23 protein-coding genes are annotated in these 21,532 nt (G+C 33.2%); 22 read left to right on the top strand and 1 reads right to left on the bottom strand.

What is annotated here, in order from left to right:
• Nucleotides 1-7: 7 nt before the first annotated feature.
• Nucleotides 8-715: a polysaccharide deacetylase family protein gene (locus tag ACFCYN_RS00345; protein WP_172446280.1), complete on the bottom strand. Its 708-nt coding sequence runs from the start codon at nt 713-715 to the stop codon at nt 8-10.
• A gap of 230 nt (nt 716-945) precedes the next feature.
• On the opposite strand from ACFCYN_RS00345, the gene ACFCYN_RS00340 reads away from it, so the two are divergent.
• From ACFCYN_RS00340 to trxB, 22 genes are all read left to right on the top strand, one after another.
• Nucleotides 946-1,386, top strand: a complete 441-nt coding sequence (locus ACFCYN_RS00340; protein WP_375946839.1) for a MarR family winged helix-turn-helix transcriptional regulator — start codon at nt 946-948, stop codon at nt 1,384-1,386.
• Between the two features lie 20 nt (nt 1,387-1,406).
• The gene (locus ACFCYN_RS00335; RefSeq protein ID WP_375946838.1) at nt 1,407-2,348 is read left to right on the top strand and encodes a ring-cleaving dioxygenase; all 942 of its coding nucleotides are present in this window, start codon (nt 1,407-1,409) and stop codon (nt 2,346-2,348) included.
• Nucleotides 2,349-2,350: 2 nt separating this feature from the next.
• On the top strand, nt 2,351-2,956 hold the full coding sequence (locus ACFCYN_RS00330) for an alpha/beta hydrolase (protein ID WP_172446277.1): 606 nt from the start codon (nt 2,351-2,353) through the stop codon (nt 2,954-2,956).
• 16 nt (nt 2,957-2,972) lie between these two features.
• Nucleotides 2,973-3,578, top strand: a complete 606-nt coding sequence (locus ACFCYN_RS00325; RefSeq protein WP_375947210.1) for a flavin reductase family protein — start codon at nt 2,973-2,975, stop codon at nt 3,576-3,578.
• A 138-nt stretch (nt 3,579-3,716) separates the two neighbouring features.
• Nucleotides 3,717-4,256: an RNA polymerase sigma factor SigY gene (gene sigY, locus ACFCYN_RS00320; RefSeq protein WP_375946836.1), complete on the top strand. Its 540-nt coding sequence runs from the start codon at nt 3,717-3,719 to the stop codon at nt 4,254-4,256.
• Nucleotides 4,249-4,545: a DUF5345 family protein gene (locus tag ACFCYN_RS00315; RefSeq protein ID WP_375946834.1), complete on the top strand. Its 297-nt coding sequence runs from the start codon at nt 4,249-4,251 to the stop codon at nt 4,543-4,545. The genes sigY and ACFCYN_RS00315 overlap by 8 nt, the downstream gene beginning before the upstream one ends.
• A gap of 1 nt (nt 4,546) precedes the next feature.
• Nucleotides 4,547-4,750: a transcriptional regulator gene (locus ACFCYN_RS00310; RefSeq protein WP_375946833.1), complete on the top strand. Its 204-nt coding sequence runs from the start codon at nt 4,547-4,549 to the stop codon at nt 4,748-4,750.
• Nucleotides 4,751-4,961: 211 nt separating this feature from the next.
• On the top strand, nt 4,962-5,354 hold the full coding sequence (locus ACFCYN_RS00305; protein WP_172446274.1) for a GntR family transcriptional regulator: 393 nt from the start codon (nt 4,962-4,964) through the stop codon (nt 5,352-5,354).
• Complete coding sequence (locus tag ACFCYN_RS00300; RefSeq protein WP_375946831.1) at nt 5,355-6,044, top strand: ABC transporter ATP-binding protein; 690 nt, start codon at nt 5,355-5,357, stop codon at nt 6,042-6,044.
• Complete coding sequence (locus tag ACFCYN_RS00295) at nt 6,041-6,883, top strand: hypothetical protein (protein WP_172446272.1); 843 nt, start codon at nt 6,041-6,043, stop codon at nt 6,881-6,883. Before ACFCYN_RS00300 ends, ACFCYN_RS00295 begins: the two co-directional genes overlap by 4 nt.
• Before the next feature lie 13 nt (nt 6,884-6,896).
• Entirely contained in the window at nt 6,897-8,159 is a 1,263-nt protein-coding gene (locus ACFCYN_RS00290) for a hypothetical protein (RefSeq protein ID WP_172446271.1), read from the top strand.
• Between the two features lie 398 nt (nt 8,160-8,557).
• Entirely contained in the window at nt 8,558-10,543 is a 1,986-nt protein-coding gene (gene uvrB, locus ACFCYN_RS00285) for an excinuclease ABC subunit UvrB (protein ID WP_375946828.1), read from the top strand.
• 14 nt (nt 10,544-10,557) lie between these two features.
• Nucleotides 10,558-13,416, top strand: a complete 2,859-nt coding sequence (gene uvrA, locus ACFCYN_RS00280; protein WP_172447726.1) for an excinuclease ABC subunit UvrA — start codon at nt 10,558-10,560, stop codon at nt 13,414-13,416.
• Nucleotides 13,417-13,623: 207 nt separating this feature from the next.
• Nucleotides 13,624-13,818: a PspC domain-containing protein gene (locus tag ACFCYN_RS00275; protein ID WP_172446269.1), complete on the top strand. Its 195-nt coding sequence runs from the start codon at nt 13,624-13,626 to the stop codon at nt 13,816-13,818.
• Nucleotides 13,819-14,193 (top strand): phage holin family protein, encoded by a 375-nt coding sequence (locus ACFCYN_RS00270; RefSeq protein WP_172446268.1) that lies wholly within the window; start codon nt 13,819-13,821, stop codon nt 14,191-14,193.
• A 338-nt stretch (nt 14,194-14,531) separates the two neighbouring features.
• Entirely contained in the window at nt 14,532-15,473 is a 942-nt protein-coding gene (hprK, locus tag ACFCYN_RS00265) for an HPr(Ser) kinase/phosphatase (RefSeq protein ID WP_172446267.1), read from the top strand.
• 21 nt (nt 15,474-15,494) lie between these two features.
• Nucleotides 15,495-16,307, top strand: coding sequence for a prolipoprotein diacylglyceryl transferase (gene lgt, locus ACFCYN_RS00260; RefSeq protein ID WP_172446266.1), 813 nt, complete (start codon nt 15,495-15,497; stop codon nt 16,305-16,307).
• Between the two features lie 27 nt (nt 16,308-16,334).
• A complete protein-coding gene (locus tag ACFCYN_RS00255) occupies nt 16,335-17,276 on the top strand; it encodes a nucleoside recognition domain-containing protein (RefSeq protein ID WP_375946825.1) in 942 nt (313 codons plus the stop codon).
• A 13-nt stretch (nt 17,277-17,289) separates the two neighbouring features.
• Nucleotides 17,290-17,937, top strand: a complete 648-nt coding sequence (gene ppaX, locus ACFCYN_RS00250) for a pyrophosphatase PpaX (protein WP_375946823.1) — start codon at nt 17,290-17,292, stop codon at nt 17,935-17,937.
• Nucleotides 17,934-18,431, top strand: a complete 498-nt coding sequence (locus ACFCYN_RS00245) for an acyltransferase (RefSeq protein WP_375946822.1) — start codon at nt 17,934-17,936, stop codon at nt 18,429-18,431. Before ppaX ends, ACFCYN_RS00245 begins: the two co-directional genes overlap by 4 nt.
• A gap of 167 nt (nt 18,432-18,598) precedes the next feature.
• On the top strand, nt 18,599-20,098 hold the full coding sequence (locus tag ACFCYN_RS00240; protein ID WP_172446262.1) for a tetratricopeptide repeat protein: 1,500 nt from the start codon (nt 18,599-18,601) through the stop codon (nt 20,096-20,098).
• A 183-nt stretch (nt 20,099-20,281) separates the two neighbouring features.
• Nucleotides 20,282-21,229 (top strand): thioredoxin-disulfide reductase, encoded by a 948-nt coding sequence (gene trxB / locus ACFCYN_RS00235; RefSeq protein WP_172446261.1) that lies wholly within the window; start codon nt 20,282-20,284, stop codon nt 21,227-21,229.
• Nucleotides 21,230-21,532: the final 303 nt, after the last annotated feature.

Below are 21,532 nucleotides of genomic sequence, written 5' to 3'. Positions count from 1 at the left end.
CAAAATGCTACTTGTCTTTTAGTTTCTGAAGTTCATTCACTGTGACAAACTTATATCCTTCATTAGATAGTAAATCTAAAATCCCTTTAATTGTCGCCAATTCTTTACCCGTTTTATCATACATCGGATGAATTAAAATAATTGAACCTGGTTTAATATTTTTCTTTACATAATTTAATTTGTCCGCAGTATTCGTGTAAAAAGTATCTGGTTCTATATTCCACGTAATTGTATCTCGATAATGCTTATGCAAGTAATACGGTAAACCAAATAGTTTTTTTCCATTCGGAGGACGGAAGTCGATTTCACCTTTATAGCCTGCTTTGCGAATTAATTTGTCTGTTTTTTCAATTTCGCCTTTAACGTAGGAAGGTGATTTTAGCACCATTCTCTTATGAGAGTACGTATGGTTACCAATCTGTTGTCCTGCATCTACGATTTTTTTAGCTTCCTCTGGATTCTTTTTAATTTCATTGCCGATTAGAAAAAAGGTAGCTTTTGCATTATATTGGTCTAGAAGAGGTAGAATTTGATCAACATTTTTAGTTGGACCGTCATCAAATGTAAGAGCCACTACTTTTTGGTTTGTATGTACCTCGTTAGTTAATCCTCCAAATAGTTGAAAAGATCTTGCATTCATTAGCTTATACAATCCATATAAGACAAGAAACAAAATGACAATACTTACAATTATTTTTAGTAGTCGTTTTTTCATATACTATACCTTTCTTTCTAGTTAATAAAAATTAAACATAATTATATCATCAAAAATTATAAAAAGAATAAAAGAAGGAAATTAAAGGGAATTTATATATGTTGAAAGAAATAGTTTAATAAAGCGCTTAAAAGTTTATTTATGAAAACAAAATTAGCCAAAACCATTTACTTGCTAATTTATCAGTTTAGTATTAAACTGATGCCAAGATCGATCAAAGAGGTGTAAAAATGTTAAATAGTCATAATGAAGTTTCTGCAAATAAATCAAAAAATTTAGCAGTTTTACTTTGGTTTCGATTAGCGCGTTTTTATCTTAAAAATGTTAGGGAATCTAATAATCAATTGAAGAAATGGGGACTGACGACTGCTCAATTTGATGTAATTGTTCATGTGGGTAGGAATAAGCGTCTAACCCAGCAGGAATTAGCAGATAAATTAGTCGTTACAAAAGGAAATGTAACTCATTTATTAAAGAAGATGGAAGAATTGCAGTGGATTAAAAGAGAAGTGGAATGGAAAAACAAGTATCTTTCATTAACAGAAATAGGTCAAAAAATGTATGAAGAGATTGTACCTACTCAAGATCAATTTCAACAAACCCAGTTCAGCAAATTAACGGATGTAGAGCAACAACAACTACTTGATTTATTAAGGAAATTAAATAAATAAAGTGAAATGGAGGAGAGTTAATGGAAAAAATGAAAGGAATACATCATATTACCGCCATAGTTGGTGACCCTCAGGAAAATATGGACTTTTATGCGGGGATTTTAGGATTACGTTTTGTGAAAAAAACAATTAATTTTGATGATCCAGGGACGTATCACTTTTATTTTGGAAATGAGGGCGCAAAACCAGGGACGATTATAACGTTTTTCCCTTGGGCAAATGCATACAGAGGAAAAGTTGGAAGTGGCCAAGTAGGGAAAACAACATTCTTAATCCCAGCTAGCTCGATGGCTTTTTGGGAAACTCGTTTAGCCTCTTTTAATATTAATACAAATAAAGTTAGTCGATTTGGAGAAACATTTCTTCAATTTGAAGACTTTCATGGTTTACAGCTTGAATTAGTTGAAAGAGAAGAGGGTACTGAAAATACTTGGGAGTTTAATGGAGTTACTAAGGATGTAGCAATTAAAGGATTTGGTGGAGCAGTTTTATATTCTGGTGCACCTCATAAAACAGCAGAGCTATTGGAAAACGTTATGGAATTAGAAAGTTTAGGCCAAGATGGAAACTATTTACGCTTTAAGGCTGCTGGAGCTATTGGAAATATTATTGATATCGAATTAGCAGCAGTAGGAAGAGGAGCTATGGGAGTAGGAACTGTCCATCATATTGCATGGAGAGCTAGTAACGATGAAGAACATGTAAAATGGCAGCATAAGATACATGACCATCAATATGGAGTAACTGAAATAAAAGATCGAAATTACTTTAATGCAATCTATTTTCGTGAAAATGGTGGATTATTATTTGAAATCGCAACTGATCCACCTGGATTTATGATTGATGAGAAAAAAGACCATTTAGGAGAACAGCTAATGCTTCCAAAATGGCAGGAACCTAATCGTGAAACAATCGAAAATCAACTACAACCGATAATTATAAGAGAAGTGAAAGGAGAATAATGATGAAACACGTATTTATTAAAGGAAGTAATCCTTCTAAGCCAACATTCTTATTACTTCATGGTACTGGTGGGAATGAACACGATCTATTACCTATTGCGGGTATGATTGATGATGAAGCTTCTGTTTTATCTGTTAGAGGAAATGTGAGTGAAAATGGAATGCCACGTTTTTTTAAGAGATTAGCTGAAGGAGTATTTGATATGGAAGATTTAGTTTTCCGTACAAAAGAATTGAAAGATTTTATTGATTCAGCTTCTTCAGAACATGGATTTGATTTAAATAATATTATTGCGATTGGTTATTCGAATGGTGCTAACATTGCTGGTAGTCTACTGTTCCATTATGAAAATATATTTCAAGGCGCAATGCTATTACATCCAATGGTACCAATTCGTGATTTAGAATTACCTATAATGAAAGAAGTGTCAGTCTTTATTGGAGCAGGTAAAAATGATCCGATTTGTTTACCACAAGAAACAGAAGAATTAGCGACATTGTTAGATGGTGCTGGTGCGAAAGTAATTACTCATTGGGAAAATATGGGGCATAGTTTAACGAGATCGGAAATTGAAGCAGCAACTGATTGGTACAAAAATAACTTTTAAGGGGTAACTAAAAATGATGAAGTCTTTTTCTCCAGCAGATTTAAGTGATCGTGATAATTATAAATTCTTAATTGGTGGGATTATCCCAAGACCAATTGCTTTTGTAACAACTGAATCAAATGAAAATGTATTAAACGGAGCACCATTTAGTTATTTCAACATTGTCACATCTAATCCACCGATGATTTCTGTATCTGTTCAACGACAAAATGGTAAACAAAAGGATACAGCTAGAAATGCGATCGAGAAAAAAGAGTTCGTCATTCATATAGTTGATGAATCAAATGTTGAAGCAATTAATAAAACAGCTGCTGCACTACCACCAACAGAGAGTGAGGTCGAATTAGCGGGACTTACTCCAGTTGCCAGTGTAAAGGTTTCAGTGCCAGGAGTGAAAGAATCGAAAATTAGAATGGAATGTGTTTTAGAACAAGCAATTCCATTAGGTAAAGATAATGAAGCCTGTGATTTACTTATTGGAAAAGTTGTTTATTTTCATATAGAAGATGAAATTTATGAAAACGGACGTATTGATGCGAATGGTTTAAAAGCAATCAGCCGTTTAGCAGGAAATGATTATGCTAAAGTTGGGGAAATGTTTACGATTGAACGTCCTGAATAAGTTGAAAGAGTGAAGGGTATTTTACCCTTCATTTTTTTTTTGAAAAAAATAATAAAAAAATGAACGATATGCAGAAGCTATTCGTATAACAAATGAAAACCAAATAAATATTGAATGCAAGCTTGAAAGGAGGAAGAGATGGCTGAAATTGATGAATTAGAAACTATAAAGCAAGCTCAGCAAGGTGACCAAAAAGCCTTCGCTAAACTTTTTCAAACCCATTACTCCTTTTTATATAAATACGTATTAAAGATGACGCTAAATCAAGAAACTGCAGAAGATTTAGTACAGGATACAATGCTAAAAGGTTATGACAATATAAAGAAATACAACGGTCAATCCAATTTTTCAACTTGGCTTATTACGATTGCTACTAGACTTTATATAGATCAACAAAGAAAGAAAAAGCGAGAATGGTTTTGGCAAAAAAATGAGTCTGAAGAATTATCACGTTCCTTAAATTGGCAGTTAGCTTATAAAGGATTTGAGTGGAGTGATATTATGGAAGGCTTTGAAAAGCTTAAATCAGAAGTGCGAGCGGCTATTTTATTAAAGTATTATTATGGCTATACGAATGAAGAAATTGGAAATATGATGGGAATTCGAGAAGGAACGGTTAAATCAAGAATTCACAATGGGATGAAGGAATTAAGAAAGGAGTTAATGCAAAATGGATAAAGAAGAAATAGTGTCGGCACTGAAACAGTTTGATGAATTAGTGGATATTCATGAGCCATCAATCAATTCGATTACAGAAAAACTTCAATTACATCAGGAAAAAAAGAAAACCATTTTTGTTAAAGAACTAATTCTGTTCATTTGTGTGGCATGCAGTTTGTTTGTAAGTATACTTCTCATAGCGCTAAAAGTACCAGTAAGTATCGTTATTTTTCAAGGTTTAGGATTTATTGCACTACCAATTATTTTTAAACGAGATAAAAAGAAAATTGAAAGTGAGTGGAATTAGTATGGAATGGACAATGGGGAATATCATTATTTTAGTTTTAGTATTTATCGTTTTAATAACTCAAAGTATCATGCTTTTTACAAAAGCTAAAAAGAGAAATCGTTCGGCGTGGTTATGGGGCTTATTAGGAATAATCCAATTTCCTTGGCCAAGTATATTTTTTTACTTTTTAGTTGTTAGAAAGGATCGAAAAAAACTAATTTAAAAAAGTGTATTTAAAATACTAGACTGATTGGAACGGTACAATAAAGTCTAGTATTTTTATTTTTGTGTTTGACATCTTTAGTGTATTACGTGTATAGTACACATATAAGGTGTATTAATTGAGTAATACACATAGTCATGTATTAAGTGTATGAACTAAGTAGTACACACACATACTATTTAAATTGTATTAAGAACGAGGAGGTGGATTGATGGAATTTATAGTGAATAACCGTGAACCAGTTTATCTACAGGTTGTTAGGCATTTTAAACAGCAAATTGCAAAAAGACTAGTAGAAGCAGGTCAAGAAATACCATCAAGAAGAGAATTAGCTGTTCAATTTAATATAAATCCAAATACTGTACAAAAAGCATACAAGGAAATGGAGGAACAAGGATTGATTACGACTGAACGAAATTTCCCTAGTAAAATTACGACAGATATACAAGTGTTAAATGGAGTAAGAAATGAACTGATTATGGAAGCTGTAAATGATTTCGTAGATTCAATTAAAGTAATTAATGTCCCGGTAGAAGAATTACTTACAATGGTTAAGCAAAACTATGAACAAAAGATAAAAGAAGAAAAGAAAGGAGAGGCTTAAATGATTCAAGTAAAAAATGTTTCAAAAAAATTTGGTCGAAAAAATGTATTACGTGATATTTCCTTCACTGCAAATAAAGGAGAAATAACATGTTTAATAGGTATTAACGGTGTGGGGAAGTCCACAACGATGAAAGCAATCATGGGAATCACGCCAATTGATCGCGGTGAAATTTTAATAGATGGTAAAAAAATGAATCATTCGATGTATGAGAATATCACGTTTATTCCAGATACACTTACAATGCTTCCTAGCTTTACAGTTGGTGAAGCAATGCAATTTATGAAGGATTTTTATGTAAATTGGAACGAAGAACGTGCTAAAGAACTACTTGGATTTTTCCGTTTAAAAGAAGATGAAAAACTAGGTGAACTTTCAAAAGGTAATGCTGCAAAAGCAAATTTACTATTTGGATTAGGGTTAGATGTAGATTATGTTCTAATGGATGAGCCTTTTTCTGGAATCGATATGTTTAGTAGAGAGCAAATTGCAAAAGTGTTTACGAGTCACTTGATTGAAGATCGTGGAGTAATTATAACAACACATGAAATTAGTGATATTGAACATTTAATCGATAAGGTCGTTTTATTGGATAACGGCGAAATTCTTAAAGAGTTTTATACAGAAGAATTACGATTAGAAGAAGGTAAATCAGTAACGGATGTAATGAGAGAGGTGTATCAGCAATGAATCGATATTTAAAACTAGTGAACTTTGAAGTTAATCGATTTTTTAAATTATATATAGGGTTATTAATTGTGATAGCCATTTCACAGTTTGTGAGTTTGTTTTTAGTAAAGTCCACCTATATGCAAGCTGCTAATGACGCAAACTATGCAAGTTCAATGAAGGCAACCGAAGCATTTATCTCTTCAAATGGGTTACTAAACTTTAACCATGTTGCCAATCATCCATTATTTATTGGTCCTATTTTAATATGCATAGCTCTAATGATGCTTTACGTCTTTCTTATTTGGTATAGAGATTATTTCGGAAAAAACACATTTATTTACCGTTTATTTATGCTACCAACATCAAGAATGACAATTTACTTTGCAAAAGCAACTACGATTTTAATTATGGTATTAAGTTTACTGGCTTTTCAATTAATACTATTACCGATTGAAATTCATGTTTTTCAAAATATAGTTCCAAGTGAACTTTTAGGAAAAATGAGTACGGTTGATCTTTTTATGAGCCCTACTATTTTTACAATGATATTACCGAGTAATTTCGTGGATTTCATTTTTAGATATCTTATTGGAATGGGGCTAGTGTTTACTCTGTTCACATTTATTCTATTGGAACGTAGTTACCGTTGGAAAGGCATACTTTTTGGGATTTTATACGTGATTGTAATTGTAGGTTTATTTTTAATACCAGCTTTCATTCAATCCTATATGTTTGGAGATGATTTTTCATTTTATCCAAGTGAAGTAATCTATATGGAATTAGGTCTTTTTACAATCATCATTACAGGTTCAATCTTATTTAGTAAGTATTTATTAAAAAACAAAGTATCGGTGTAAGGAGGAGAAATAAATGAAACGATATCGTAATTTAGCAGCAATTGCCGTTGTCACGACGATTAGTTTAGGTACGTTTTTTACAAAAGTTGTCTTGTCAGAAAGTAAGTTACCTAAATTTTACTTAAAGACCGAAAACGGAGATTCAAAATACGTTAAAGATTTAGTTTTTAACGCTGGGTACGGTCAGGATGGAAATAGAGGGTTAAGTATTACTACTGCTGGAAGCGAATATAATAGTAATTCTATCCTTAGTGACCTGAATAATGACTACTATGATTTAAAGAAATTAAGTGATCTACAAAATGAAGAAAGAAACTTCATGCGCGGAAAAGCTTCTTCTTCTTCTCAATTTTATATCGATAAAGATTTTGCATGGTATGCTAATGTAAAAGGTGGAAGACTAAATGGTGCTTACACAGATAAAAATAATCATTTTAAATTGTATATAGATGGTCTTGATCGTCAAAGCAAAGATCGTTATACATTTAAACTTGATATTCCGGGAGAAGAAAACTTCTCTTATATCTCTGTACAAGACGTGCAATTAATTGGAAAAGATATAGTTGTTACTACTTCTCAAAATAAAACATATAAGAACGTAAATTCAGGCGCATACGTTGATCAAAATGAAAATGTGGTTTATAGAATTAATGTAAATCAAAAGAAAATTGTTAATCAAACAGTAATCAGTAAATCCACAAATGACCCAAATAATCATACTCATACTGAAATTCAAAATATAATACAAGAATCAGATCCAACAGTTCCTTCTAAATACGCTATATACAAAAAAGCAAATTTAAAGGACACCACTCAAGAGAATGGTGAAACAACGACTGAAGAAATTAATAGTGAACTTGTTTTATTTAATTTAGAAACTGGTAAAAATGAAGCTTTAAATTTATCCAAAGAGCAAAAGGAACAGGTAAAGCAGAGTAATGAATTAATTGATAATGGCAACCTTTATTTTGTAAATCAGGATGATAAAGGTTTATCGATTTTAAAGTATAATTTAAACGACAAGAAAGTCGAGGGTGAACCATTATTAATTACTAAATTAAGCAATAACCCTTCTAATTATAAAATCTTTAATGGGAAATTATATGCATTTACATCTAATAATGAAAACCAAAAAGCGATAAATAAAAAATTATTAATTGCTGATTTATCAAACGGACATATTATTTATGAAGGCAAAATTGATGTCAAAAATATAAAAGGTAATACTAGTAAAGCATTAAAAAAATTACAAGTTTATGATTTTTTAACGAAATAGGGTTTGGATAAGGAGCTGTCTCATAAGTAATGAGACAGCTTCTTTTTATTTGCAACATGAATTAAGTAATACGAACAAATTATGTCTTTTGTTGATAAAGTTGTGAACTTTATTGATATAGTCATTATTTTTGTTGATAAAGTACAGATTTTTGTTGATATAGCTTTGATTTTTGTTGATAAACCGTTTGGAACAATTTTTGAGGGAGCGTCTTTCGCCATCTCTTTGATTCATAAAGAATATACGTTCTAGTTTAATTACTTGATTTCGCACTTGAACATCGATAATATGAAAGAACTATTAAATTTTAAAGTACGCTTGTTCTGTTTTTGATTGATTTTTGAAATTTTGTGGTAAAATAGAAGGATAGGTATGTTTTGGAAATGGAGGCGGGGAAGATGGAGCAGAATTTCGAGGTAGTTTCTAATTATTCACCTCAAGGTGACCAGCCAAATGCGATTAAGCAACTTGTAGATGGGGTCAAAAATGGTAAAGAGCATCAAGTTTTATTAGGTGCGACGGGTACGGGAAAAACGTTTACCATTTCAAATGTAATTAAGGAAATAGGAAAACCTACATTAGTATTTGCTCACAATAAAACATTAGCTGGACAATTATATAGTGAATTAAAAGAGTTTTTTCCTAATAATGCAGTTGAGTATTTTGTAAGTTACTATGATTACTTTCAGCCAGAAGCTTATGTACCTCAAACTGATACTTATATTGAGAAAGATTCAAGTATTAATGATGAGATTGATAAATTGCGTCACTCTGCGACTTCCTCCCTTTTTGAACGTAAGGATGTCATTATCGTAGCGAGTGTTTCTTGTATTTACGGTTTAGGTTCTCCGGAAGAATATCGTGAATTAGTTTGTTCTCTTCGTATTGGTATGGAAATTAGTAGGGACGAATTATTACATAAACTAGTAGATATTCAGTATGCACGTAATGATATTGACTTCTCACGTGGTACATTCCGAGTTCGTGGGGATGTTGTTGAAATTTTTCCTGCTTCACGTGATGAACACTGTATTCGTGTGGAGTTTTTTGGTGATGAAATTGAGAGAATTAGAGAAGTTGATGCATTAACGGGTGAGATTTTAGGTGATCGTGACCACGTTGCAATTTTCCCTGCATCCCACTTCGTTACACGTGAAGAAAAAATGAAAGTTGCCATTAAAAATATTGAACTTGAGCTAGAAGAACGTTTAAAGGTTATGAGAGAAAACGGTAAATTACTTGAAGCTCAAAGACTGGAGCAACGTACTAGATATGATCTTGAGATGATGAATGAGATGGGATTTTGTTCAGGTATCGAAAACTATTCCCGTCATCTGACGCTTAGGCCACCGGGTTCAACTCCTTATACATTATTAGATTATTTTCCGGAAGATTTCTTAATGGTTATCGATGAGTCACATGTTACTGTTCCGCAAATTCGAGGAATGTTTAACGGTGACCAAGCGAGAAAGCAAGTACTAGTAGATCATGGATTCCGTTTGCCATCAGCTTTGGATAATCGACCTTTAAAATTTGCGGAGTTTGAAGAAAAAGTTCAGCAAACAATATATGTCACAGCTACGCCTGGACCATACGAGCTAGAGTTGTGTCCAGAAAAAGTAGAACAAATTATTCGTCCGACAGGTCTATTAGATCCAACGATTGATGTTCGTCCGATTGAGGGGCAAATTGATGATCTTATTGATGAAGTTCGAAATCGTATTGCTAAAAATGAGAGAGTACTAATTACTACTCTTACGAAGAAAATGTCTGAAGACTTAACAGATTATTTAAAAGAAATCGGAATTAAAGTTAACTACTTACATTCGGAAATTAAAACGCTTGAACGAATTGAAATTATTCGTGATCTACGTTTAGGTAAATATGATGTATTGATTGGAATTAACCTTTTACGTGAAGGGATAGATATTCCAGAAGTTTCGTTAGTCGTTATATTAGATGCCGATAAAGAAGGGTTCTTACGTTCAGAACGATCGTTAATCCAAACAATTGGTCGAGCAGCAAGGAATTCAAATGGTCACGTTATTATGTATGCTGATAAAATGACGAACTCGATGAATATAGCTATTAATGAAACAAAGCGACGCCGTGTAATTCAAGATGAATATAATAAAAAGCATGGCATTACGCCTAAAACAATCATAAAACAAGTACGCGATGTGATTCGTGCTACTGCAGTTGCTGAGGAAGAAGAAGTTTACGAAAATGGCATTAGTGCTAAATATAAGAAAATGAACAAAAAAGAGCGTCACTTATTTATCCAATCAATTGAAATGGAAATGAAAGACGCAGCGAAGGCGCTTGACTTTGAACGAGCAACAGAACTTCGTGACTTAATATTAGAATTGAAGTCTGAGAGGTGAAGAACTTGAAAAGTATGAATGAAATTATTATTAAAGGAGCCAGAGCGCATAACTTAAAAAATATCGATGTAACGATCCCTCGTAATCAATTAGTTGTTGTGACTGGTTTATCTGGATCAGGTAAGTCCTCTCTAGCATTTGATACGATTTATGCTGAAGGTCAACGCAGATATGTGGAATCACTATCTGCCTATGCTCGTCAATTTTTAGGACAAATGGATAAGCCGGATGTTGATTCAATTGAAGGATTATCACCAGCGATTTCGATTGATCAGAAAACTACAAGCCGAAATCCACGTTCGACAGTTGGTACGGTAACAGAGATTTACGATTATTTGCGTCTTTTATATGCTCGAATTGGTACGCCAATTTGTCCGAATCATGGCATCGAAATTACTTCTCAAACAGTGGAACAAATGGTAGACCGTGTAATGGAATATCCTGAACGTACGAAAATCCAAGTACTTGCTCCTGTGATATCTGGTCGTAAAGGTACACATGTAAAAGTGTTTGAAGATATTAAAAAGCAAGGTTTTGTTCGTGTTCGAGTTGATGGTGAGCTATACGATGTATCTGATGAAATAGAATTAGAGAAAAATAAGAAGCACTCTATTGAAGTTGTAATTGACCGTATAGTTGTAAAAGATGGAGTAGCTACGCGTTTAGCTGATTCTCTTGAAACGGCATTGAAACTAGGTGAAGGTCGAGTAATTATAGATGTTATTGGTGAAGAAGAGCTACTTTTTAGCGAACACCATGCATGTCCTATTTGCGGTTTCTCGATTGGAGAGTTAGAACCGCGAATGTTCTCGTTTAACAGCCCATTTGGTGCTTGTCATTCATGTGATGGATTAGGGACCAAATTAGAAGTTGATTTAAGTTTAGTAATCCCAAATGAGGAATTGACGCTTAGAGAGAATGCGATTGCCCCATGGGAATCAATTAGCTCAATGTATTATCCTCAGTTGCTTGAAAGTGTATGTAATCATTATGGAATTAATATGGATATTCCATTTAAAGACATTCCAAAAGATCAACAAGATAAAATTCTTTATGGTAGTAATGGAGAACAAATTTATTTTAAATATGATAATGAACAAGGTCATGTGCGTGAAGCGATGATTCAATTTGAAGGTGTTATTTCAAATGTTGAAAGACGTTATAAGGAAACTTCTTCAGATTTTATTCGTGAGCAAATGGAAAAATACATGGCCCAACAAAATTGTCCAACTTGTAAAGGACATCGTTTAAGACAAGAAGCTCTTGCAGTATTTATCGGTGGTTTACATGTTGGCGAAGTAACTCGAATGTCAGTTAAGGAAGGGTTCGACTTCTTTAGGACACTTGAATTGACTCCAAAGCAGGAACAAATAGCAAATCTAATTCTTCGAGAAATTAGTGAGCGTATCGGCTTTTTAGTTAATGTAGGTTTAGATTATTTAACACTGAACCGAGCGGCAGGTACTTTATCAGGTGGAGAAGCTCAACGAATTCGTTTGGCGACTCAAATTGGATCGAGATTAACAGGCGTATTATATATTTTAGATGAACCGTCAATCGGACTACACCAACGTGATAATGATCGATTAATCTCAACATTATTAAATATGAGAGATATCGGAAATACATTAATAGTTGTTGAACATGATGAAGATACAATGTTAGCAGCAGATTATTTAATTGATATCGGACCAGGAGCTGGTATTCACGGTGGGCAGGTCATTTCACAAGGTACTCCAAGTGAAGTAATGCATGATAAAAACTCGTTAACTGGAAAGTATTTATCCGGTGAGAAGTTTATTCCAGTTCCGCTAGAACGTAGAAAAGGTGACGGACGTCAAATAAAGATTGTTGGAGCAAAAGAAAACAATTTAAAAAATGTATCGACTTCCTTCCCATTAGGTACATTCGTTGCTGTAACAGGAGTGTCAGGTTCAGGAAAAAGTACATTAATTAATGAAATTTTATATAAATCATTAGCTCAAAAGTTAAATGGTACAAAAGTGCGTCCAGGTGAGCATAAAGAGATTAAAGGGATTGAGCAATTAGAAAAGGTTATTGATATTGATCAATCACCAATTGGTCGTACTCCACGTTCAAATCCTGCTACTTATACTGGCGTATTTGATGATATACGTGATGTGTACGCAGCTACGAATGAGTCGAAGGTACGTGGTTATAAAAAAGGTCGCTTTAGCTTTAACGTTAAAGGCGGTAGATGTGAAGCTTGTCGTGGCGATGGGATTATTAAAATAGAAATGCATTTCTTACCTGATGTATATGTACCGTGCGAAGTTTGTCATGGTAAACGATATAATAGAGAAACTTTAGAAGTTAAATATAAAGATAAATCAATCTCAGAAGTTTTAAATATGACTGTTGAGGATGCGGTTTCATTCTTTGAAAATATTCCAAAGATTAAACGTAAACTTCAAACGTTATTTGATGTAGGTTTAGGATATATTACATTAGGTCAACCTGCTACGACTTTATCAGGTGGGGAAGCTCAGCGTGTAAAACTAGCTTCTGAGCTTCATAAACGTACAAACGGAAAGACTTTATATATATTAGATGAACCTACTACTGGACTTCATGTTGATGATATCGCTCGATTATTAGTTGTTTTACAAAGACTAGTAGATAATGGAGATACTGTGCTTGTAATCGAACATAATTTAGATGTTATAAAAGCGGCAGACCATCTTATTGATTTAGGTCCAGAAGGCGGAGACAAAGGTGGAACGATTGTAGCAACTGGTACACCTGAACAATTATGTAAGGTTGAAGCATCTCATACAGGTAAGTATTTAAAAGTTGTATTAGAACGTGACAAAGCTAGAATGGAAAAACGAATGGCTTTGATGGAATCCTGAAGACAAAATTAAAGTAAAAACGTGATACAAAGAATGGGAGGAAACTCCTGTTTCTTTGTATTTGTTTTTAGTTAGGTTTTTTAAGTAGTTGCTTTTACTTGAAAAGTAGTCCACATTTCTTTAATGTTTTAACATAGAATAAATAATAAAATAGAAAAATTTGTGAATATAAAAAATGAGGACTTATCGATAGAGAGGAGATTTCCCGTGAAAAAACTATATCGATCTTCAAAAGATTCTATGCTTGCAGGAGTATGTGGCGGATTAGGAAAGTATTTTAATCTAGATAGTACATTAATAAGGTTACTTTTTGTTATATTATTTTTTATAGGATTTGGAGCACTTCTATTTGTATATTTGATTTGGATATTTGTTGTTCCAAAAGAAGGTGACGTGAATTAAATGAGATGGTTATTTTCACTAGCTATTAATAGCTTAGTTTTTATTGTAGTGGCTGGATTTCTACAACCAGATTTTTATGTGAAGAATATTGCAACAGCTATAATTGCTGCGTTAGTATTATCGATCTTAAATACAATCATTCGTCCGGTCTTAATTTTAATAACATTACCAGTGACCATTTTTACAATGGGCTTATTCCTATTTATAATTAATGCTTTTACACTAGAGATTACTGATTATTTACTAGGTGATGCACTTAGGGTAAATGGTTTTGGAACAGCTATTATTGCATCAATTTTAATTAGTACATTCAGTATGTTAATTCAATACTTTGTATTTGGCTCAAAAAACAAAAATAAGAATAGTCAACGCTAAAAAAGGGAGTCTCTTAAGTTCAATTACTTTTGAGAGTCTCTTTTTTGCATTTCTTAAATATGTCGAAAATATGAACAAATACACTAAGTTCTATTTGCGGTAAAAGACGAACACAATGTGTATAAAATTGTGAGCTACGTTGATATATGACTGTTTTTCGTTGATATAAAGCTAAATTGATTGATAAATTGCTAAATCCCGTTGATCAGTTTCACTTTTATATTAATAATTTTTAATTGTTTGCGTGCTGTTATTAGCTTATCGACATTTTCCCACAAAGTTTAAAAATGTTACAATATGTAAGATAGTACATAATTATTAATCCTTAGGAGGCTTGTATGGCTAAATTACGTACAAAGAATTTAGTTGAGTATTTTAAATTAGAAGTTATTAGTGGAAGTGCGGGTTTGAATAAATCGATTAACACTACTGATTTATCTCGCCCTGGAATAGAGGTTGCTGGTTTTTTTACTTACTATCCATCAGATAGAGTGCAAATATTAGGAAAAACGGAATTAACTTTTTATCATAGTTTAACTGATGAAGAGAAGCATGATCGATTAAGAAAGCTTTGTGCTGACGATACTCCTTGTATAATTGTTACACGAGGTTTAGAGATTCCAGATGAACTAATTGAAGCAGGTGAAGAAACTGGAGTACCTATATTATTATCAAATAGTAAAACAACTAAGATGTATAGTAGACTAACGAGCTATTTAGAGGCAAAACTTGCTCCAACTACTGCGTTGCATGGGGTACTAGTTGATATTTATGGGGTAGGGGTATTAATTACTGGTAAAAGTGGAGTTGGTAAAAGTGAGACTGCTCTTGAACTAGTAAAGCGTGGCCATCGATTAGTAGCGGATGATTCAGTTGAGATTCGTCAAACTGATGAAGATACGCTTATCGGTTCTTCGCCTGAATTGATTGAGCATTTATTGGAAATTCGCGGATTAGGAATTATCAATGTAATGACTCTTTTTGGAGCAGGATCTGTAAGAAATTACAAACGTATTACGCTAAACATCGACTTAGAGACATGGGATTCACAAAAAGTCTATGATCGAGTTGGTCTTGATGATGAAAAACTAAAAATATTAGATACAAGTATTTCGAAAATTACATTGCCGGTTCGTCCAGGACGAAATTTAGCAGTTATTATTGAAGTAGCAGCCATGAATTTCCGTTTGAAAAATATGGGTGTAAATGCGGCGCAGCAATTTGCGGACCGTTTGGAAAAGGTAATTCAAGGTGGTAATAACGTAAGTGATTTAATTTAAAGATAAAGTGGGGAAATTGGAATGGAATCAAATATTCAGCCATTAGATAAAGTTTTTTTACATTTAGGTCCACTTTCAATAAAGTGGTATGGGGTATTGATTGGACTAGGTGTTGTTTTAGGGTTATGGTTGGCAATTCGTGAAAGTAAAAGACGCGGTATACCTGATGATACATTCTTAGATTTAATTTTAGTAGCTCTACCTTCAGCAATTATAGGGGCTAGAATTTACTATGTACTCTTTGAGTTAGACTATTATTCTAAGCATGTTAGTGAGATTCCAGCAATTTGGCATGGTGGATTAGCAATTCATGGTGGTTTAATTGGTGCATTTATTGCTAGTTATTTCTTTGCAAAGAAAAGAGGAATTTCATTTTGGAAGCTTGCAGATATTGCAGCACCAAGTATTTTAGTAGGGCAAATGTTAGGACGCTGGGGAAATTTTATGAACCAAGAGGCTCATGGTGGACCAGTAACTAGATCGTTTTTAGAAAGTCTTCATTTACCTACATGGATCATTAATCAAATGTATATTGATGGAACATATTATCATCCAACATTTTTATATGAATCAATGTGGAGCTTACTAGGTATTATCTTCTTACTTATTTTAAGAAGAGTGAATTTAAGACGTGGTGAAATGTTTTTAACTTATTTAATTTGGTACTCAGTTGGACGTTTCTTTATTGAAGGTTTAAGAACAGACAGCTTAATGTTAACACATAATATTAGAATGGCTCAGTTTATATCAGTAGTCATAATTATCGTTTCAATTATCATTCTTGTTTATCGCAGAGCTAAAGGGTTATCAAATGAACGATATTTAGATGTTTAAGTTTGTAAAGCAGGAGTGGTGAACACTGTGGAAACTTTAAAGAGAGGCTTACTAGTAGGCTTACAAACATCTTGGAAAATAGGGAAAATCATTTTCCCTATTTCTTTCATTTTAACGATTATTAAAGAAACAGCACTAATGGACTGGTTTGTTAATTTGCTTGAACCTTTAATGAGTTTTATTGGTTTAAAGGGAGATGCAGCATTAGTATTAGTGTTAGGTAATGTTTTAAACTTATATGCTGCACTTGGGGCTATGCTACCTATGGATTTAACTGTTAAGGAAGCCTTGATCCTTGCCGTCATGTTAAGTTTTTCTCATAATCTATTTGTTGAAACGACTGTAGCAACTGCTGTAGGGGTTAGAGCATCATTTGTTGTTTTAGTAAGGATAGGATTTGCAATATTATCTGCTATTTGTATCCATTTTCTTTGGTCTGGTGGAACAGAAATTGTTCATAAAGGTATTGAAGTTGCAGAAGCGGCTAATCAATCAGGATGGGAAATAGTTTATACTGCATTCGTTTCGTCATTAATGGGTGTTTTAAACCTTGTTAAAATAGTTATTCCATTAATGCTAGTGATTCAAATAGCAAAAGATTTTGGATGGATGAATTATATAACCAAAGCATTATCGCCTTTTACTAAACTTATTGGTGTAGAAGCAAAAGCTGGAGTTACTTTAGCTGCGGGATTGTTTTTTGGATTAGCTTTTGGAGCGGGTGTTATGATTCAAGCTGTAAAAGAAGATGGTGTTTCGAAACGTGATTTATATCTCGTTTTCTTATTTTTAGTAGCTTGTCATGCTGTGGTAGAAGATACGCTTATCTTTATTCCTTTAGGTATTCCAGTTTTATATTTATTCTTAATCCGTTTCTTAGTCGCTCTAATTGTTACATTTATAGTTGCAAGAGTAGTAGGCAAAGTAGGAAGTAAAACTGAATCAAGTTTAAACGTTGATGTGAAATAGAAAGGAAATATCTATGAAAATAAATACGATACTATTTGATTTAGACGGTACATTAATCAATACAAATGAATTAATTATTGCTTCATTTTTGCATACTTTAAATAAATTTTATCCTGACCAATATAAACGTGAACACGTTATTCCATTTATGGGTCCTACATTGACTGAGTCTTTTTCTACGGTAGATGAAGGAAGAGTTGATGAGTTAATTTCTGAATACCGCCGTTTTAATATGGAAATGCATGATGAATTTGTTGAAGAGTATGAAACAGTTTATGAAACGATTGAGACTTTACACAGATTAGGCTACAAAATTGGAATTGTAACTACAAAAGCGAGAAATGTAGTTGAGATGGGCTTAAGCCTTGGTCGGTTAAAGCAATTTTTTGACGTAGTTGTTACAATTGATGATGTCCAAAATGCAAAGCCACATCCAGAGCCAATTCAATTAGCTCTAAAAAAACTTAATTCGATCCCTGAAGAGAGTTTAATGGTAGGCGATAATTACCATGATATTGAAGGTGGTAAAAATGCTGGAACGAAAACAGCAGGTGTTGCCTGGTCATTAAAGGGGAAGGAATTTTTAGCAACGTATAAACCTGATTTTATGCTTGAGAAGATGAGTGATATTTTATCGATTCTAGGAATAGAAGAGCAGTGAGAAGAACGAAACGCTATCCAATTGAGGGTGAGAATTCACTTTGGCAATTGTACAAGACCGTTTCGTTTTGGAAAACATTTCGAAATGTTGTTGTAATTGAAATAGCCCGATACGTCCCATTCTTTAGATTGAAAAACTGGATGTATAGGAATTTAATAGGAATGAAGGTTGGAGATTTTACATCCTTTGCATTTAAAGTGACACCGGATTTAATGTTCCCTGAGTTAATCTCAGTAGGCAGAAATTCGATAATAGGCTATAATACGACAATCTTAGCGCATGAATATTTAATTAATGAATACCGATTAGGGGAAGTCATTATTGGAAATAATGTGTTAGTTGGTGCAAATACGACGATCTTGCCCGGTGTCATAATTGGTGATGGCGCAAAAATTTCAGCTGCAACACTAGTAAATAAGGATGTTCCAGCTGGGGCTTTTGTTGGAGGTAATCCAATGGTTGTTATTTCTTTGTCACAATCTGAAACTCTTTAAAAAAGTGGTTTCCATTATTTTTTTTTTCGGTTAGAATAATACTTTGACAACTTTATTTAGATAATGTGGAAATTGTACGTTCGTTTAAAATTCTTATAATTTGGACGGCGACTATTTCCTCTTTTTGTGTGATATACTGTGATAAGCTGGAAAAACTGGAGGATCGAATGTCAGAAAATTTGGGGAATCAAACAAATCAATTTCATAATGTCGTTTCGTTCTCGTTACCGAAAGATTATTTCTACGAAAAAGGTATGAAAGCTTATAATAGTAACGATACTGAGCAAGCGATTTATTACTTGAAAAAAGCTGCTGAAAATGAAGAAAATCAAACTGTTCTTGTTGATATTTCTAGGAAGCTTTTATCATTACATCAATATCAAACTACGATTACTATTTTAGAATATATTTTAGATAAATATCCAACTAATGAGGATGTATATTATTTATTAGCATTTGCATTTTTTGAGTTAGGGTTATTTCAAAAAGCAAATCTTTATGCTCAAAAGTATTTAGAAATTGGAACAGATGAAGAACAATTAGAAGAGCTAGAAGATTATTTAGACATTATTCATAGTGAAGAAGATGATGATTTAAGTATTAATGATGATTTACTAGTACTTCAAGAGAGAGTTACTAGCTATTTAGCAAATCATGATTGGAAATCAGCTAAATCCACTTTACTGAGCATTGTTGATAAATATCAAGAATTTTGGCCAGCATACAATAATTTGGCTTTAGTAGAGCTTCATTTAGGGCATCACGATGAAGCTGAAAGAGTATTGGAGTATGTTTTAGAACAAAATCCAGGCAATTTATCAGCGTTAATTCATTTAACTATGCTAAAAAGGATCTTAAATGAACAAGAAGCTGCTCATGTTTATCTTGAAGGCTTATCAAATATCGTTCCAATCTCTGAAGAGCACCGTCATAAGCTTGGAGTACTTTTTTATCAATTCAAAAAGTATGAAGAAGCATATAAATTATTTAACTTACTTTATATGGAAAGACCTGATCGTGAAATTCAATTTTATTATATGTTCTGTGACGCAGCTTACCGTTCAGGACGAATTGCGATTGCCGAGCGCATTTGGAATCAAGAAATGTCAAATGAGTTTGAAGAGCATGAAGAATTAGCACCATGGGCTGAAAAAAAGCATTCATCGAACGAAATCGAGCAGTTAATGGCGGAAACTGAGTATCAAGCAAAATACTCTAATTCCAATAGTGAAAGATGGGGATTAATCTATTTCATGAAGGAGTATTATTACGAACAAAAGTTTAGTTCAATCCTTCAAGATATAGAACCATTAGAAAATATTGGAATCGATGAGCAATTAGAACAAGTTCTTCTGAATAATATGTGCTATTTGGAGCCTCATCCATCATTAAATATTGCGATTAATGGAGCGAAAAAAGTTCAAGCAACTTGGGAAGAAGAATATATCATTCTTCGTAATCATCTCCAGTTATGGTTTTTCTCGATTTGTGAGCTTACTTTAAAATATAAAGTGTTACCTGTAAATGAAGAAGTTTTATTAGCTGCTACACATTATCTTGTTGAAAATGAAGTAAAACGTGTATCACAAAAGAAAATTGCAGCAAACTATAATATCTCTACTTATTTATTAAATAAAGGCATCAGCGCCATTCGAAGCTTGTTTTAATACCAGATGGTGTTAAGCAAGCTTTCTTTATTTCACAAGAGATTAAGTATAAAGGCTCGCCAATCAACGAGTTTTCTATATTATGAGCATATGATTTGTTGTTTTATGTTGTCGCGTATTAGGATAGTGGTAGTTAAATGAACTAGGGCAATTAGCCATAAAAGTACAAGGAGTGATTAAGAAATGGAAGAAAAAATTTATGATGTTATAATCATTGGAGCTGGTCCTGCAGGGATGACTGCAGCTGTATATACATCTCGTGCTAATCTTTCTACATTAATGATGGAACGTGGTATTCCTGGTGGACAGATGGCAAATACTGAAGAAATTGAAAATTATCCAGGGTTTGATAGTATTTTAGGTCCTGATTTATCAAATAAAATGTTTGACCACGCGAAAAAATTTGGTGCTGAATATGCTTATGGCGACATAAAAGAAATTATCGACGGCAAAGAATACAAAACTATCGTTGCTGGTAAAAAAGAATACAAAACACGTGCAGTTATTATTACTACTGGTGCAGAGTACAAGAAAATTGGCGTTCCAGGTGAACAAGAGCTAGGCGGACGCGGTGTGTCTTACTGTGCTGTTTGTGATGGAGCATTCTTTAAAGATAAAGAATTAGTTGTCGTTGGTGGAGGAGACTCAGCGGTTGAAGAAGGCGTATATTTAACTCGCTACGCTTCTAAAGTTACAATTGTACACCGCCGAGAACAATTACGTGCTCAAAAAATTCTTCAAGACCGTGCATTTGCAAATGAAAAAATTTCATTCGTTTGGAATTCAACAATCAAGGAGATTAACGGAACTGACGGTAAAGTTAGTAGCGTAACGCTTGTTGATACTCAAAATGGAGAAGAATCTGAATTTAAAACAGATGGAGTATTTATTTATATCGGAATGCTTCCATTAACAAAACCATTCTTAAGCTTAGGTATTACAAATGAAAATGGATATATCGAAACAAATGATGTAATGGAAACAAAAGTAGCAGGAATCTTTGCTGCAGGTGATGTTCGTGAAAAAACATTACGTCAAGTTGTAACGGCTACAGGAGACGGAAGTATTGCTGCTCAAGCAGTACAACATTATATAGAAGAATTAATGGAAGAGTTAGCTAAAACGAAGTAATCTACCATTAAAATACGATTGATTCCAATTTATTTGAATTGTGTATACAATTGTAATATTCTGAAACTTACATGTAATTAGGGTGTAACTCTACTGAAATATAGATACTGTAATATATTTATTAACCAGAGAGCCCCCTAATATATATAGGAACATGGATATGCGCTTGTCCATGTTCCCTTTTTTTGTGTAAATTTAGTTCCCCAACAGTACGGCCAATTCTTGAAATTATTTCCAAATCCTAGAGCTTTTCCTCCCCTAATTCCTGCTCCTAACAAGTTGTTGTTAGACAGGTTTAACGGT

The sequence above is a fragment of the Gottfriedia sp. NPDC056225 genome, from assembly GCF_042267765.1.
GTDB lineage: Bacteria > Bacillota > Bacilli > Bacillales > Bacillaceae_G > Gottfriedia.
This window is presented reverse-complemented; position numbering and strand designations above follow the sequence as displayed.

What these genes read in the sequence shown, in the direction of transcription:
- ACFCYN_RS00270 (WP_172446268.1), top strand. Translation starts at nt 13,819, where the DNA reads ATGAGATGGTTATTTTCACTAGCTATTAATAGCTTAGTTTTTATTGTA.
- ACFCYN_RS00305 (WP_172446274.1), top strand. Translation starts at nt 4,962, where the DNA reads ATGGAATTTATAGTGAATAACCGTGAACCAGTTTATCTACAGGTTGTT.
- lgt (WP_172446266.1), top strand. Translation starts at nt 15,495, where the DNA reads ATGGAATCAAATATTCAGCCATTAGATAAAGTTTTTTTACATTTAGGT.
- ACFCYN_RS00335 (WP_375946838.1), top strand. Translation starts at nt 1,407, where the DNA reads ATGGAAAAAATGAAAGGAATACATCATATTACCGCCATAGTTGGTGAC.
- ACFCYN_RS00300 (WP_375946831.1), top strand. Translation starts at nt 5,355, where the DNA reads ATGATTCAAGTAAAAAATGTTTCAAAAAAATTTGGTCGAAAAAATGTA.
- ACFCYN_RS00330 (WP_172446277.1), top strand. Translation starts at nt 2,351, where the DNA reads ATGAAACACGTATTTATTAAAGGAAGTAATCCTTCTAAGCCAACATTC.
- ACFCYN_RS00240 (WP_172446262.1), top strand. Translation starts at nt 18,599, where the DNA reads ATGTCAGAAAATTTGGGGAATCAAACAAATCAATTTCATAATGTCGTT.
- ACFCYN_RS00340 (WP_375946839.1), top strand. Translation starts at nt 946, where the DNA reads ATGTTAAATAGTCATAATGAAGTTTCTGCAAATAAATCAAAAAATTTA.
- ACFCYN_RS00295 (WP_172446272.1), top strand. Translation starts at nt 6,041, where the DNA reads ATGAATCGATATTTAAAACTAGTGAACTTTGAAGTTAATCGATTTTTT.
- ACFCYN_RS00325 (WP_375947210.1), top strand. Translation starts at nt 2,973, where the DNA reads ATGAAGTCTTTTTCTCCAGCAGATTTAAGTGATCGTGATAATTATAAA.
- ACFCYN_RS00345 (WP_172446280.1), bottom strand. Translation starts at nt 715, where the DNA reads ATGAAAAAACGACTACTAAAAATAATTGTAAGTATTGTCATTTTGTTT.
- hprK (WP_172446267.1), top strand. Translation starts at nt 14,532, where the DNA reads ATGGCTAAATTACGTACAAAGAATTTAGTTGAGTATTTTAAATTAGAA.
- ppaX (WP_375946823.1), top strand. Translation starts at nt 17,290, where the DNA reads ATGAAAATAAATACGATACTATTTGATTTAGACGGTACATTAATCAAT.
- uvrA (WP_172447726.1), top strand. Translation starts at nt 10,558, where the DNA reads ATGAATGAAATTATTATTAAAGGAGCCAGAGCGCATAACTTAAAAAAT.
- sigY (WP_375946836.1), top strand. Translation starts at nt 3,717, where the DNA reads ATGGCTGAAATTGATGAATTAGAAACTATAAAGCAAGCTCAGCAAGGT.
- ACFCYN_RS00315 (WP_375946834.1), top strand. Translation starts at nt 4,249, where the DNA reads ATGGATAAAGAAGAAATAGTGTCGGCACTGAAACAGTTTGATGAATTA.
- uvrB (WP_375946828.1), top strand. Translation starts at nt 8,558, where the DNA reads ATGGAGCAGAATTTCGAGGTAGTTTCTAATTATTCACCTCAAGGTGAC.
- trxB (WP_172446261.1), top strand. Translation starts at nt 20,282, where the DNA reads ATGGAAGAAAAAATTTATGATGTTATAATCATTGGAGCTGGTCCTGCA.
- ACFCYN_RS00290 (WP_172446271.1), top strand. Translation starts at nt 6,897, where the DNA reads ATGAAACGATATCGTAATTTAGCAGCAATTGCCGTTGTCACGACGATT.
- ACFCYN_RS00310 (WP_375946833.1), top strand. Translation starts at nt 4,547, where the DNA reads ATGGAATGGACAATGGGGAATATCATTATTTTAGTTTTAGTATTTATC.